This window comes from Chitinimonas violaceus, from assembly GCF_052601015.1.
Genome location: NZ_JBQXDJ010000034.1, coordinates 1 through 14,445 on the forward strand (window position 1 = coordinate 1; position 14,445 = coordinate 14,445).

Annotated in this window: 10 protein-coding genes; 6 read left to right on the plus strand and 4 right to left on the minus strand. The window is 54.3% G+C overall.

Annotation, left to right across the window (positions count from 1 at the left end; all coding sequences use genetic code 11):
• Window positions 1–197: 197 nt before the first annotated feature.
• The 3 genes from glgB (at window position 198) to ACUHMQ_RS12415 (ending at window position 6,019) form a co-directional block, all read left to right on the plus strand.
• On the plus strand, window positions 198–2,357 hold the full coding sequence (glgB, locus tag ACUHMQ_RS12405; RefSeq protein WP_445295776.1) for a 1,4-alpha-glucan branching protein GlgB: 2,160 nt from the start codon (window positions 198–200) through the stop codon (window positions 2,355–2,357).
• 1 nt (window position 2,358) lies between these two features.
• Window positions 2,359–4,428 carry a glycogen debranching protein GlgX gene (gene glgX, locus ACUHMQ_RS12410; protein WP_445295777.1) on the plus strand — a complete coding sequence of 690 codons (2,070 nt, stop codon included), beginning with the start codon at window positions 2,359–2,361 and terminating at the stop codon, window positions 4,426–4,428.
• A 127-nt stretch (window positions 4,429–4,555) separates the two neighbouring features.
• Window positions 4,556–6,019 carry a S41 family peptidase gene (locus ACUHMQ_RS12415; RefSeq protein ID WP_445295778.1) on the plus strand — a complete coding sequence of 488 codons (1,464 nt, stop codon included), beginning with the start codon at window positions 4,556–4,558 and terminating at the stop codon, window positions 6,017–6,019.
• 348 nt (window positions 6,020–6,367) lie between these two features.
• Here the strand turns inward: ACUHMQ_RS12415 and ACUHMQ_RS12420 are convergent, their stop codons facing one another.
• On the minus strand, window positions 6,368–7,453 hold the full coding sequence (locus ACUHMQ_RS12420) for an ABC transporter substrate-binding protein (RefSeq protein WP_445295779.1): 1,086 nt from the start codon (window positions 7,451–7,453) through the stop codon (window positions 6,368–6,370).
• A 679-nt stretch (window positions 7,454–8,132) separates the two neighbouring features.
• On the opposite strand from ACUHMQ_RS12420, the gene ACUHMQ_RS12425 reads away from it, so the two are divergent.
• From ACUHMQ_RS12425 to glgA, 3 genes are all read left to right on the plus strand, one after another.
• Window positions 8,133–9,764: an alpha-D-glucose phosphate-specific phosphoglucomutase gene (locus ACUHMQ_RS12425; protein WP_445295780.1), complete on the plus strand. Its 1,632-nt coding sequence runs from the start codon at window positions 8,133–8,135 to the stop codon at window positions 9,762–9,764.
• Window positions 9,765–9,928: 164 nt separating this feature from the next.
• Window positions 9,929–11,209: a glucose-1-phosphate adenylyltransferase gene (gene glgC, locus ACUHMQ_RS12430; protein ID WP_445295781.1), complete on the plus strand. Its 1,281-nt coding sequence runs from the start codon at window positions 9,929–9,931 to the stop codon at window positions 11,207–11,209.
• A 2-nt stretch (window positions 11,210–11,211) separates the two neighbouring features.
• Window positions 11,212–12,708 carry a glycogen synthase GlgA gene (glgA, locus tag ACUHMQ_RS12435; protein ID WP_445295782.1) on the plus strand — a complete coding sequence of 499 codons (1,497 nt, stop codon included), beginning with the start codon at window positions 11,212–11,214 and terminating at the stop codon, window positions 12,706–12,708.
• Between the two features lie 7 nt (window positions 12,709–12,715).
• Here glgA and ACUHMQ_RS12440 read toward each other — a convergent pair whose 3' ends face one another.
• The 3 genes from ACUHMQ_RS12440 to ACUHMQ_RS12450 all read right to left on the minus strand — a co-directional run bounded on the left by ACUHMQ_RS12440 (window position 12,716) and on the right by ACUHMQ_RS12450 (window position 14,068).
• A complete protein-coding gene (locus ACUHMQ_RS12440) occupies window positions 12,716–13,330 on the minus strand; it encodes a GNAT family N-acetyltransferase (protein ID WP_445295783.1) in 615 nt (204 codons plus the stop codon).
• An 80-nt stretch (window positions 13,331–13,410) separates the two neighbouring features.
• Complete coding sequence (locus tag ACUHMQ_RS12445; protein ID WP_445295784.1) at window positions 13,411–13,734, minus strand: c-type cytochrome; 324 nt, start codon at window positions 13,732–13,734, stop codon at window positions 13,411–13,413.
• A gap of 10 nt (window positions 13,735–13,744) precedes the next feature.
• Complete coding sequence (locus ACUHMQ_RS12450) at window positions 13,745–14,068, minus strand: c-type cytochrome (protein WP_445295785.1); 324 nt, start codon at window positions 14,066–14,068, stop codon at window positions 13,745–13,747.
• Window positions 14,069–14,445: the final 377 nt, after the last annotated feature.

Consider the following 14,445-nt stretch of genomic DNA (forward strand, 5'->3'; position numbering starts at 1 on the left):
TTTCGACCGCCTGGGAGTTCCAAGACTCGCCTAACCTCAACTTCTCGAACCGCCCGGTGCGGACCCGCATGCCGGGTGGTGTGGCAGGGGTCGGCCAAGTAATCTGGCCGCCCCTATGCCGATTGGTGTCAAAGAGGTGATTACCACCGCAAAGCGGCCTAGCATATAGGATTAGATCAAACGCACCAGGAGTCGGCATGACAGGCATAGCGCTCGATCCGTGGGTGGTAGAAGCCTTGTGCCGTGGCGAGCATGCCGATCCGTTTTCGATACTTGGCTGGCAGCGCGATGATGACGGTCAATGGTTGTTGCGTTGCTGGCTGCCACAGGCCCAAGCGGTGGCGTTGCTGAATAATGAAGGGCACTGGTTAGCGGATTTGGTGTGTTTGGACCCTCGGGGTCTGTTTGCGTATGCCTCTACTACGAAAGCGCCATTCCCTTATCGATTGCGGGCAAGTTGGCTTGGTTGTACGCAGGAACGCGATGACCCCTACCGCTTCCCCTTGGTACTGACCAGCGAAGAAGTTTGGCATATTGCAGAAGGCAGCCATCGGTGCTTATGGGATAGCCTGGGGGCACATCCTCGTACGGTGGAAGGTGTAGCGGGCGTCGCTTTTTGTGTTTGGGCGCCAAATGCCAAGCGTGTATCTCTAGTTGGAGATTTCAATTTTTGGGATGGTTGTTGCCATCCAATGCGCTTGCGCCGCGAATGTGGGGTTTGGGAGATATTCATCCCAGGTCTCAGTGTTGGTGAGCCCTATAAATATGAAGTCTTGGATTGGGATGGCCGTCGTGTAAAAAAAGCCGACCCACTGGCGTTTTATGCCGAACTGCGCCCAGCTACGGCATCAATAGTCGCTGAATTACCTGTTCCAGCCGAATTTGCACACCCTCAACAGCATCGCTCAGCACCGGTTAGCATTTATGAAGTTCATCTCGGGTCGTGGCGTAAACGTGGCTTTGAATGGCTGAGTTACAAAGAGCTCGCTGAGACTCTGATTCCTTATGTGGTTGAGATGGGGTTCACTCACATCGAGCTTATGCCGATCACAGAATACCCTTTTGATGGCTCATGGGGATATCAACCAACTGGGCTGTATGCGCCGACCAGTCGTTTTGGTCCGCCGGAGCATTTCCGTGATTTCGTAGTTGCGGCGCATCAGGCCGGGCTAGGGGTAATACTTGATTGGGTACCGGGTCATTTCCCTGAGGATGAGCATGGGTTGGGGAATTTTGACGGCAGCCATTTATATGAGCATGCCGACCCACGTGAAGGCTTTCACCATGACTGGCATACCCTGATCTACCATTACGGCCGCCGGGAGGTGGCCAATTTCCTGAGCGCCAATGCCTTGTTCTGGCTGCAGTGTTATGGAATTGATGGCCTCCGTGTCGATGCGGTGGCTTCCATGCTGTATCGCGACTACAGCCGGGCCGATGGTGACTGGATACCGAATGTCCATGGTGGGCGGGAAAACCTGGAGGCAATTGCTTTTCTGCAGCAAACCAATCACTGGGTGGGGGTGGAGTGCCCGAGCACCATCACACTCGCGGAGGAGTCAACGACGTTTCCTGGCGTGAGCCGCCCGCCCGAGCATGGTGGTCTTGGCTTCCATTACAAATGGAATATGGGCTGGATGCATGACACCTTGGCCTATATGCGACATGAGCCGATTTTCCGACGTTACCACCAGGGTGAGCTGAGTTTTGGTCTGACCTATGCTTTTTCGGAAAACTACGTTCTACCGCTGTCACACGACGAAGTGGTGCATGGTAAGGGATCGTTGCTAACGAAAATGCCGGGGGATGATTGGCAGCGGTTTGCCAATTTGCGCGCGTTATTTGGGTTTATGTGGGCACATCCTGGCAAGAAGCTATTGTTCATGGGGGGGGAGTTTGCGCAGGTGGCCGAATGGAACCACGATGCCGGTCTCGATTGGCATTTGCTCAACGATCCTCGCCACGCCGGCGTGCAAAAGCTCGTGCAGGATCTGAATCATCTATATCGAAAGACCCCTGCATTGCATGTGCTGGATTGCGAACCGGCAGGTTTTGAATGGGTATGTTGGGACGATGCAGATAATTCGGTATTCAGTTTCATCCGTCATGATGGGAATGGTGGCCAGGTGCTGGTGCTATGTAATTTCACACCCCTGGTGCGGGAAAACTATCGTGTCGGGGTGCCCCACGCCGGACGCTGGTATGAGGTACTGAATACCGATGCGGAATGTTATGGCGGCAGCAATGTCGGGAATGGCGATGCATGGGCCGAGCCACTGGCTGCGCATGGTCGGGGCCAGTCAGTGAATTTGCGGCTGGCACCTTTGGCAGTGCAGTTTTTTATAAGGGAGACATGAGATGGCGCAGGCCCTAGGGTTGATAGTGGGTGACCCCTTTCGCCTTGGCAGCCATTTCGACGGGTACGGCGTCAATTTTGCCGTCTATGCATTGAATGCTGATTTGGTCGAGCTGTGTGTGTTCGACCCTGCCGGCAAGCGCGAGCTGGCTCGTTTGCCCTTACCTGGCTGGCATGCTGGTGTCTGGCATGGTTACCTGCCTGGCGCGGAGCCCGGCATGATCTATGGGTACCGCGCCTATGGACGTTTTGCACCTGAACATGGGCAGCGATACAACTCCAGCAAGCTGCTGTGCGACCCTTACGCGCGCCGTTTACATGGCCGCTATACCGACATAACTGATTATTGTGACCATCTGCCGGGCGACCCTAGCCGGCTCGATCCCCGTAACAACACCGCCCACGCTGTAAAGGCCGTAGTGTCGGATGATCGCTTTGATTGGGGAGATGACCGCCCGCCGGCTGTTCCCTGGAACGACACAGTGATTTATGAGCTGCATGTAAAGGGGTTCAGCCAGTTGAACCCAGCTGTGCCTACGGCTTTGCGTGGTAGTTACGCCGGTTTGGCGCATCCAGCCAGTATCGATTGGTTGAAGTGGTTGGGTGTGACCACAGTGGAGCTGTTGCCCGTAGCAGCCTGTGCTGATGAGGGACATTTGCTTTCCCGGGGTATGGTGAATTATTGGGGTTACAACAATCTGTGCTTTATGGCGGTGGAAAGACGGTATGCCTCAAGCGACGATGCATTGGGCGAATTCAAAAGCATGGTCAAGAGCCTGCATGCTGCAGGCTTGGAGGTTGTACTGGACGTGGTGCTAAACCATACCGCAGAAGGTGGCGTGGGCGGGCCAAGCTTCAATCTACGTGGGTTGGACAACCGTACCTACTATCGCCTTGGGCCAGACGGGCATTGCGAGAACTGGACGGGGTGTGGCAACACCCTGAATGTTGCAGAGCCACGCTGTTTGCAATTGGTGCTAGATGCGTTGCGATTTTGGGCGACTGATTGCCATGTCGATGGCTTTCGTTTTGATCTTGCCCCGATTCTGGCGCGTGGCATGTTTGGTGCGTTCGAGGCCTGGTCCGCTTTCTTCGCTGCCATCACAGCCGACCCAGTGCTGTCTCGCCTCAAGTTGATTGCCGAGCCATGGGATCTGGGCCCGGATGGGTATCGGCTTGGGGGGTTTCCACCGGGTTGGGCTGAGTGGACCGACCGCTTTCGAGATAGCGTGCGTAGTTTCTGGTTACACCATGGCGTAAGCCGAGGTGAATTTGCGCGGCGGTTGACGGCCAGCAGTGATCTTTTCGAACGGCGTGGTCGTTTGCCATGGGCATGTGTGAACTTTCTGACGGCGCATGATGGCTTCAATCTGCGTGACCTCGTCAGCTACAGCCATAAGCACAACGAAGCCAATGGCGAGGAAAATCGCGATGGGCACAGCCACAACCATAGTTGGAACTGCGGTGTGGAAGGGGAGACTGACAAAGCAGAGGTGAATGTGCTCCGCGCGCGTTTGCGTCGCGCCATGCTGGCTACGTTGATTTTCAGCCAGGGGACGCCAATGTTGCTGGCTGGTGATGAGATTGGCCACACCCAGCAGGGTAATAACAATGCGTATTGCCAGGATGGGCCGATCAGCTGGCTTAATTGGGAAGCGGCAGACCAGGGCATGGCGGAGTTTACCGCCCGGTTATTGTCGATGCGTCGTAGCTATCCGGCCCTGCGTTTTGGTCGTTGGCTGTCAGCAACTGGCCATGGTGGTTACGAGCGTGCCGATGTGCTGTGGCGAAATGCAGCAGGCACGGCCATGACCCCGGCAGAGTGGGATGGTTTGAATGCATTCAGTCTGTCGGTGGAACTGAGCCCGGAAGGGGAGAAGCAGCGCTGCCTCTTGCTGATCAACGCAGAGAAACATCCAACGGTGTTCCAACTCCGGCCAGGGCGTTGGGAACGTGTATTGGATACCGCTGAGTCTGATGTCGGGAGTGCACTGTTCCAGAACCAAGTGGAAGTGGCGGCCAACGCGATCTGGTTGCTGGTACTGAGTACGGACGGTAGGGTGACCTGGTAAGCCCGTTTACGATCTTGTTACACAGCCGTGTTCAGTTTTAAGAAGCTGTTCAACGCCGTATTGCTGATGCACAGCAGGCTGTGAACAGGTTCTAAGGGGCCGATTGCCACCGTATGCAGGGGGGTAGATGCGGGTTTACTGCAGGCGAATCTTATTCTCGCTGATCCTGGCTCTGGCCTGCCTTGTACCGCTTTGGGCTGACGAGGCTTCCCCTGTACTCAGCCCATCTGTATTGCAGGCAGATGCACAGCTATTGCGCGATGCATTACAAGCTTTGCACCCAGGGCTTTATCGTTATAACAGTCCCAGCCAGATTGAAGCGCAATTCCAACAACTGCAGACCCGTTTACGGACGAGCCAGAGCGTGGCGCAAGCGTATCTGGCCTTTGCCACCTTTACTGCACAACTGAAGTGCAGCAATACCGGCCCCGACTTTACCAACCAACCAGACAATGTCCGGCAGGCGGTATTGGAAGCACCCCGACTGCCGTTTTATTTCCGATGGCTCGGTGAACGTATGGTGGTCAGCCGTAGCTTCAATGCAGACCTGCCGGTGGGTTCGCAGATTCTAAGGGTGAATGGCGTACCTGTTGAGCAGATCCTGCAGGTTTTGCTGCCCTTGGTTAGTGCAGATGGCCATAACGATGCGCAGCGGTTTGGATTATTGGAAGTACAGGGACGACATCTGGTCGAACCCTTCGATGTGTATTGGCCGTTACGTTTCCCATCAGATGGCAGACAGGTGCAGTTGAGCGTATTCAAACCGAATGCCAGCCATATCCAACAGATCAAGCTGCCACTACAGCGTGCGGCGGAGCGTGCAGCAATTCGCCAAGCCGATAATGCTGCAGGTGGGCGCTGGCAGTTGCAGTTTCCAAGTGTACGGCTTGCTTGGCTGCAGATGCCAACCTGGGACGTGGGTGATTGGGACTGGCGCGGCTTCTTGCAGCAGAGTTTCCAGCAGATTGCTGACAGGCAAAGTACTGAGCTGGTGATAGACCTACGGGGTAATGAGGGAGGGTTGGACGAAGTGGGCGAAAGCCTGCTTGGTTATCTAGTAGATCAGTCCATACCACGCCAATCCATGCAGACCAAGGTTCGATACCAGCAGGTTCCTATGTCGCTTCGTCCGCATCTGGAAACGGCCGATCCAAGCTTTTACCGCTGGAATACGGTGGCCGAACCAGATGCTCAAGGTTTGTTCGCTTTATTCAGCAGCCAATCTACATTGAGCCAGATTCCATTGCTGTCGCCAAGTTTCCGGGGCCGAGTCATATTGCTGGTGGATGCGAGCAATCGTGCAGCCAGCTTTCTGTTTGCATTACGTATTCGTGAGTTGAATCGGGGCCTGTTGTTTGGCCGGCCTACGGGGGGTAATTTGCGTGGAAGCAATGGTGGCGCATTCATGTTTCTACGCTTGCCCGGTTCGGGCATTGAAATCGACATTCCCCTGGTCGCGAGTTTTTCTTCCAAGCCAGATCAGGCTGATGCCGGTTTGCTACCGGATGTCACGGTCAGTACTTCACCACAGCAAGTGGCCGCGGGGCGGGATGCGGAGTGGGAGATGCTAAGGCGTTGGTTGGGACGTTGAATCCGTTCCCGATCTTACTGCGCAGCCGTGATCAGGGCTTATGTGCTGCTCGAAATCCTCATGTACCTAAGTACATTCCGGTTTCTGCGCTGCGCTTCACCCTGCTGACGGCTGCTCGCGACAGATCGTAAGGTTTTAGAGCTGCTTCGAAGTCTACTACGCGTCAGCAATACGGCGTTGAAAACGCCCTCGGAATGATCATTTACCATTTGTAAACTCCGCTTCCTCGGGCGTTTTCGCCTTGTCTTGCTTTAGCTCGCGAGACTTTGAGCTGGCTTTAAGAACCTGTTCACTATCTTATTGCGTAGCGGTGATCCGGGTTCAATTGCAGTTTCTTCTGGTGCGCTATCAGCTGCGAATCTTCCCGCTGCTATCGAGCACGGTCAGGTCAATGAATTGGGAGCCGCTGCGATTGGTGCCAGAGAAATTGACGCGGAATCCGCCCATATCGTAATTGTGCAGGCCTTCCAAGGCGTTGATGAGTTTCTCGCGATTCAGATCGCGGCCAGCCCGCTTAATGCCTTCTGCCAGTATGCGTGCTCCCAGGTAGCCTTCCATGCTGGGATAGTCGACGGTGTTGATGCCGGCCGCTTTCATGGTTTTTTGGTAGTCCTGGGCTACAGGTTTGATCGCGTTGTAGGGTGAGGGCACCACTTGGGTGACAATAACGCCGTTGGCATTCTGCTTGAGCTCATTCACCAGCGCTTCGGTACCAACGAAACTGACGTTATAGAACGGGCCGATGGAGTTACGTGCGCGAGCCGCTGAAATAAAAGCGGCGCTGCTCTTGTACGCAGACACGATGAATACCGCGTTGGCCGGTTTATTGACAATCAACTCTTCAACGGCACGGGACACGTCTGTGCTATTACGTTTTACGGTTGCCTTGGCTTTGATGGTCAGCTTGTATATCGCTGCCGCTTCCTGCATGGCAACGAGGCCGGCAGAGCCATAAGCATCATCCTGGTAGAGCACGTTGATGGTGTTCATACCCATCTTGGAGATGAATTCGGCGATTTTCTTTGCCTCGTCGCCATAGCTTGCGCGAATGTTGAATACATTGCGGGTAAAAGGCTCCCGCAGGCTATCTGCACCGGTGTAAGGCGCAATGAACGGGACGCCGGTCTGTTTGATTTGCGGTAGTGATGCATTCGACGTTGGGGTGCCGACATAGCCGAACAAAGCGAATGCGTTTTCGTCTTCCAACAATTTCTTGGTATTGGCAGCGGCACGATCGGGCTCATAGCCGTCGTCCAATGTCACAAGGCGAATCTTGCGGCCGTGTATACCGCCACGTTTATTAATCTGATCGAAATACGCATTCGCGCCGCGGCTAACCCCTTTGCCTAATTCCGCTGCAGCGCCGCTCAATGCTGCAGATTGTCCAATAATGATTTCACTATCCGTTACGCCTACTTCCGCATGGGCAAACATAGATATTGCAGCAAAACTTATCGACCACCATTTTTTCATAAACTTAGCGTTCCAAATAATTAATTGCAGCATCGTGAAACGATGCGAGGGGAGTTAATACAATCAAACTTGCGGTGAGCATTAATATGTGTTGCCCACAAAATAATGTACGCCTAATACATTTCTCGCAATCCTATCACAATGGCATTCTTGAACGATGTTGGGGAATTACCCAGATTGCAGAGAGGGTGGTTGAATTCATATTCAAAAAACTTTTACGGATAAGCTATTGGTTACAATCGGTTTAATCCTTGTAAATAAAGTAGCTGGGTAACAGATAGCGTTCCTGGTCAGCATTGGCTTGCTGTATGAAAAGAACGTGGAACCTGGGTGGTTGGCTTGTTCAAGCAGCTGAAAGAGGGCCTGATTTCTCTTGACTCAACTATTTTCAACTGCTTTGATTAATGAAAATACATTCAGAAAACAATGAGGCGTGTGTGATGATTTGGTTAACTAAAAACGTGTTGTGTATCAGTTTAGGTTGGTAGCAAATCAGGTATAGAAAAAGTGTTCCCGTTTAACGGCAAGCATCGGCTTCATTTAGAATTGCGACAGTATTAAAGTTTGTTGCTGCTTTTGCATGCGAGGTATGCAATCGTACAGACTGCCCCAATAAGAAATAATTCCATTTAAATAAAAGATGACACACATTTTGTACTCTACCCAGCCAATCCAAGGTCAGAAGCCCGGTACTTCCGGCTTGCGTAAGAAGGTTACGGTCTTTCAACAGAAGCATTATCTCGAGAACTTTGTTCAGGCCATTTTCCAGGTGATGCCTGAACTCAAGGGAGGTGTGCTGGTTTTGGGTGGAGACGGTCGCTATCACAATGCGGCTGCTTTGCAGATCATATTGAAAATGGTGGCAGCCAATGGTGTTGCGCGAGTTTTGGTAGGGCAGCATGGGTTGTTGTCTACACCGGCGGCTTCGCACTTGATTCGGTTGCGGCAGGCGGTAGGAGGAATCATTCTTTCCGCTTCACACAATCCAGGCGGGCCTGATGGCGATTTTGGCATCAAGTTCAATTCAGCCAATGGCGGCCCCGCGCCAGAGAAGCTGACCGATGCAATTTACGCTGCGACCTTGCAGATAGCTGAATATCGTTTGAGCGATGCACAGGATATCGACCTGGCTGTCGTGGGTGAGGTGGAGCTGGATGGTATGCAGGTGTGCGTGGTTGATCCGGTTACAGACTATGCTGCGTTGATGCAGCAGCTGGTCGATTTTGGCGCCATCAGAAACTGGATTGCGGCGGGCCACCGTTTACGCCTGGATGCCCTGCATGCAGTCGGTGGGCCTTATGCGATTCGGCTTTTCGAAGACATGCTCGGCGCACCCATGAACAGTGTGCGCAATGCAGCGCCTCAGCCAGATTTTGCGGGTGGTCACCCAGATCCGAACCCGGTGTATTGTGCTGACCTTGTCAAGACTATGAAGGGTGAGGAAGCGCCGGATTTTGGCGCTGCCTTCGATGGCGATGCGGACCGTAACATGATTCTTGGCCGAGACTTCGTGCTTACCCCATCCGACAGCTTGGCAATACTGGCTGCGAATGCCGAGCTCATTCCCCAATTCAAAGGGCGGCTCACCGGCGTGGCCCGTTCGATGCCGACTTCACGGGCCGTGGACAAAGTTGCCCAGGCGCTAGGCATTGACTGCTATGAGACGCCAACAGGATGGAAATTCTTTGGCAACTTGCTCGATGTTGGCCGTATCCAATTATGTGGCGAAGAGAGCTATGGCACCGGTGCCGACCATGTACGGGAAAAGGATGGGATATGGGCTGCATTGGCATGGCTCAATCTGGTGGCGGTACGTAAACAGTCTGTAGCTCAGATTGTGCGGGAACACTGGGCGCGATTCGGGCGACATTTCTATTCACGCCACGACTATGAAGGACTGAGTATTGCTGCGGGGGATGCGGTACTGACCACGTTACGTGCCAAGTTGCCCAGTCTGCCCAACAGCATCGTGGCCGGTTTATGTGTGACGCATGCCGATGATTTTGCCTATACCGATCCTGTGGACGGCTCGCTTTCGCAAAAGCAGGGGATACGGGTTGAGTTCGCTGGTGGATCGCGGGTGGTTTTCCGCTTGTCAGGTACAGGCACGGAAGGCGCGACCTTGCGGGTGTATTTGGAGCATTACACCGCGGATGTCAGTGAGCAGACGCAGGAAACGCAGGCAGCACTTCATGCAGTAATTGCTGCTGCCGAGTCGTTGGGCAGTATTTATGCCAATACTGGACGTGTGGTGGCTGATGTTGTGACTTAGAACCTGTTTACGATCTTGCTGCGCAGCCGTGATCGGGGCTTATGTGCTGCTCTGTACCCCGCTGACAGCTGCCGCGACAAATTGCAAACAGGTTCTTAGAAGAGGCATTTAGCGGAACCTTGACGCATTGCTGCTTGCTTCGCCGGAGCAGAACCGGAGGGGAAATGGACGACCTGATAATTGCTCGTCAGCTGCCACGGCGCAGCATCGCCTTGGTGCTGGCAGGTGGTCGCGGTACACGGCTCAAGCAGCTGACCGACAAGCGCGCCAAGCCGGCGGTCCATTTCGGCGGTAAGTTCCGGATTATCGATTTCGCGCTGTCCAATTGCCTGAATTCCGGCATACGTCGTATCGGTGTGGTTACCCAATATAAGTCGCATTCCCTCTTGCGCCATTTGCAGCGTGGCTGGGCAATGTTCCGCTCGGAAATGAACGAGTTCATCGACCTGTTACCTGCTCAGCAACGTGTGGACGACGGGAGCTGGTATCGCGGCACTGCCGATGCGGTCTACCAGAATCTTGATATCGTCCGCAGCTATCGGCCTGAGTATGTGGTGATCCTGGCTGGGGATCACATCTACAAGATGGACTACGCACGGATGCTGCTCGACCATGTGCAGAGTCTCGATAAACTCGGTATCAAAAGCGGTGTCACAGTAGCGTGTATTGAAGTGCCTTTGGTTGAAGCCAGTGCCTTTGGTGTAATGGCGGTAGACGAAATGCGCAAGATCATAGACTTCGTCGAAAAGCCGTTGAATCCACCGCCGATGTTGGATAAGCCGAATAAGGCTTTGGCCAGCATGGGCATCTATATCTTCGATGCCGATTATCTGTACCGCTTGCTGGAGGAGGATATTGACGACGCGGGTAGTGAGCACGATTTCGGCAAGAACCTGATTCCAGCCGCAGTGAAGGCGGGCAAAGCACTGGCCCATCCATTCAATCTCTCATGCGTATCGAGCTATCCACATGCGCCGCCTTACTGGCGGGATGTTGGTACGGTGGATGCCTATTGGGCTGCGAATCTGGACTTGGCGTCCATCACGCCGGAGCTGGACTTGTATGATCGGAGCTGGCCTATCTGGACTTACCAGGAACAGCTTCCACCTGCCAAGTTTGTACAGGATGCCGGTGGTGAACATCGGGTATACAACGCCGTCATTTCATTGGGATGCATCGTATCGGTGGCGCAGGTGACCAATTCGGTGCTCTTCAACAAGGTGCGCGTGCATCCGCATTGCCTGATCGATCAGGCAGTTCTGTTGCCCGATGTGGATGTGGGGCAAGGAGCCCGGTTACGTAAGGTGGTAGTGGACCGTGGTTGCAAGATTCCAGCTGGCATGGTGATTGGCGAGGATGTCGAGAACGACATTAAGCATTTCTATCGCAGCGAGGGTGGTGTGTTGCTGGTAACGCGCGAGATGTTGCAGGCCATGAAAGTGTGAATGTGTCAGGCAGCAATCCAACCCGGTCTGTAGCGTTGAAGATTCTGCATGTGGCGGCAGAGTGTTACCCCTGGTTGAAAACCGGTGGGCTTGCCGATGTGATCGGAGCCCTGCCTTCTGCCCAGTGTGCGCAGGGGATGGATGCCCGGATACTGCTGCCTGGTTTTCCGGCAATACGCGCAGGTTTGATCGACGCTAAGCGAGTAGCGGTGATGCCACCACGTTTCGTAGCCGAATGCGTGCTTTGGCAAGGCCGATTGCCAGACAACACACCCGTATATGTGATTGATGCCCCCAGCCTGTTCGATCGTCCTGGTAACCCTTATGCCGATGGCGACCAACGTCCTTATCCGGACAATCACCGCAGATTTGCATTACTGGGTTGGGTAGCCGTGCAGCTGGCGGCAGGCCATTTGGCGGATTGGCGACCCGATGTATTGCATGCGCACGATTGGCATGCGGGACTTGCTTCGGCGTACTTGAAACATGCTGCGTTGCTAAGGGGGGTAAAGCCGGCAACCAGTGTCTTTACCGTACATAACCTGGCTTATCAAGGCTTGTTTCCCGCCTATATATTTGGTGAGCTGGGTCTGCCGGGGAATTTCTTTCAGTACGATGGGCTGGAATTTCATGGCCAGCTTTCTTTCATCAAATCCGGTCTGCAATTCAGTGACCGCATTGCCACGGTGAGCCCAAGCTACGCACGCGAAATCCAGTCGGTTGAGCATGGCTGTGGATTGGATGGGCTGTTGCGATACCGCGCTGCCGACCTGACCGGTATTCTGAATGGCGTCGACGCCGCGAGTTGGAACCCAGCCAGCGACCCGGCTCTACCTGGGCATTTCGATGCAGAAAAGACGGTGGGTAAGGCGCGTTGCAAAGCCAGTTTACAGAAGGAACTAGGCTTGGCGGGTGCGCCTAATGCCTTGTTGTTTGGCGTGGTAAGCCGGCTAACGGAGCAGAAAGGGCTTCATCTGATTTTGGCGGGGATGTGGAAGATTATTGCCCAAGGCGGTCAACTGATGGTGCTGGGTAGTGGTGAAGCTGAATTGGAGGCAGGTTTCAAGCAGATGGAGCTGGATTACCCCGGTAGCGTGGTGGTACGGCTGGGTTTTGAAGAATCATTGTCGCACCGCATCTTTGCTGGCGCGGATGTGGTGCTGGTGCCGTCACGTTTTGAGCCCTGTGGGCTGACGCAGATGTATGGCATGCGATACGGTGCGCTGCCCTTGGTGCGCCGAACAGGTGGTCTGGCGGATACGGTGGTGGATTGTACGCTTGAGAATCTGGCCGATGGCACTGCCTGCGGGTTTGTATTCGAACGCTTTGAACAGGCTGATTTTGACGCTGCGGTACAGCGGGCCTTTGTACTGCATGCCAAACCGACCCAGTGGCGTGAAGTGCGCCGCCATGCCATGGGACGCCAGTTCGATTGGACAGCCCCAGCGCTGGCGTATGAGGCGCTATATCGTGCGGCCATGCAGGCTGGAGCTGCTTAACTAGACATCAATCCTTCCCCCGCTGCTTATGCACCAGCGGCGCAGTATGGTCGCGAGCCTGCCAGTCGCTGTGCGTCAAAGCCGTCAAAATATGGTCGCGCCACAAGCCGTCAATCAACAGATAGTCGCGCGCCATTCCTTCGCGTTGAAAGCCCAGTTTTTGCAGTAGGCGGGCGCTGCGTTCGTTATCCGGCAGATGATTGGCCGCTACCCTGTGCAGATTCAACATATCGAATATCCAGGGTATCGCCAGGTTCAGAGCACGCTGCATGCGGCCGCGACCCCATTGAGATTCAGCCAGGGCGTAACCCAGCGTACAGCCATGATGGGGATAGCCGCTGATGTTGGTGAAATTGATATCGCCGATGACGGTCTGGTCGTCCGGCTCGAAAACGAATAAGCAGACACTGTGTGCCCGTTCGTAGTGGCTCAGGTTCAGTGCGACGCGCATTTCCCAAAAGGAAGATGTGTAGAAGCTATCAGGCCGGCGCGGTTCGACCGGGCACATGGCTTCGCGATTGGCAATGAAAAACGCCAGGATGGCCGGGATATCGTCGGCTGTTGCCAGCCGGACGATCAAGCTGCCGTCGCTGAGGTGGGGAAGGGGGATGATGCCGGTCATTTATTTGGAAGTAGCCTGTCGTTTAAAGCACAACGCCCGGTAAGCCGGGCGTTGTCATGAATTATCACTACCATAGGCTGTTAGCGTTTCATGTTCAAAACGCTCTGCTGCGAGGCAAACCACGCAGCCAGATTGCTGATGTCCGCCTTGGATAATGGTTTGACGATGTCCGCCATAACGGCATTTTTACGGACACCTGTTTTGTAATCGTGCAATACCTGGGCCAGATAATCATCATGCTGGCCGGCCAGTACGGGGTACTGAGGGTTGGTGCTGTTGCCATCGGCGTTATGGCAGGTAACGCAAACCTGCTCGGCCTTGAGTTTACCTGCGTTTATATCCGCAGCTTGTGTAGCGCATGCCATGCCGGCAAGGACGAGCAGAGAAAGGATTCGTGCATTCATAATGGTTACCTCAGCGTTTCTCGGCGTAGTAGGCTGCCAGGTCGGCAATATCCTGATCCGATAGCTGAGCGGCGATGCCAGTCATTGTCGGGTGTTCACGGGCACCGGATTTATAGGCTGCAAGCGCCAATGCAATGTATTCGGCATGTTGGCCGCCGATTTTGGGTACGTGGTAAACGGTGGGGAATGCAGTCTTGTAACCTTCGATGCCATGACAGCCTACGCACATCGAATTCTTCTTTGCCCCAGCTTGCGGATCACCCGCTGCTGCATGTAGGGCTAACGGCAGGGCCGTTATCAGCCCCAATGCGAGCCATGTTGGCTTGTGAAACATTGTCACCTCCCATATTGGTATCTTGCCCCGGCGGCGGGAAGTCACCGGAGTCCGCCGCATTGTAGCGATGCCCCTGTTATGGCGCCACGCTAGCTTGGAACTGGTTCACGATCTTGTTGTATAACCATGTGCTACCCCAAAGCATTTGCAAATAGGGTGCTGAATGTACCGGGATTGAGCGCCTAACGTTCGGGTTCGGAGCGCATGGATACACGCGGTTTCTGTGCAGTGTATTACCCGGTGGATTTGCTACCCATGGTAGACCGTGAACAGCTACTGAGTGGCGACTATTATGGCCCCAAAGGTCAGGGCCAGAGCAGCCTTGGGCTTAAGTTAGGGCACCGATGTCGGATAGTGTGGCGAGAATAGCGGCACCA

Coding starts and splice junctions, on each gene's coding strand:
- ACUHMQ_RS12440 (WP_445295783.1), bottom strand. CDS start 13,330: ATGACCGGCATCATCCCCCTTCCCCACCTCAGCGACGGCAGCTTGATC.
- glgB (WP_445295776.1), top strand. CDS start 198: ATGACAGGCATAGCGCTCGATCCGTGGGTGGTAGAAGCCTTGTGCCGT.
- ACUHMQ_RS12425 (WP_445295780.1), top strand. CDS start 8,133: ATGACACACATTTTGTACTCTACCCAGCCAATCCAAGGTCAGAAGCCC.
- ACUHMQ_RS12420 (WP_445295779.1), bottom strand. CDS start 7,453: ATGTTTGCCCATGCGGAAGTAGGCGTAACGGATAGTGAAATCATTATT.
- ACUHMQ_RS12445 (WP_445295784.1), bottom strand. CDS start 13,734: ATGAATGCACGAATCCTTTCTCTGCTCGTCCTTGCCGGCATGGCATGC.
- ACUHMQ_RS12415 (WP_445295778.1), top strand. CDS start 4,556: ATGCGGGTTTACTGCAGGCGAATCTTATTCTCGCTGATCCTGGCTCTG.
- ACUHMQ_RS12450 (WP_445295785.1), bottom strand. CDS start 14,068: ATGTTTCACAAGCCAACATGGCTCGCATTGGGGCTGATAACGGCCCTG.
- glgX (WP_445295777.1), top strand. CDS start 2,359: ATGGCGCAGGCCCTAGGGTTGATAGTGGGTGACCCCTTTCGCCTTGGC.
- glgC (WP_445295781.1), top strand. CDS start 9,929: ATGGACGACCTGATAATTGCTCGTCAGCTGCCACGGCGCAGCATCGCC.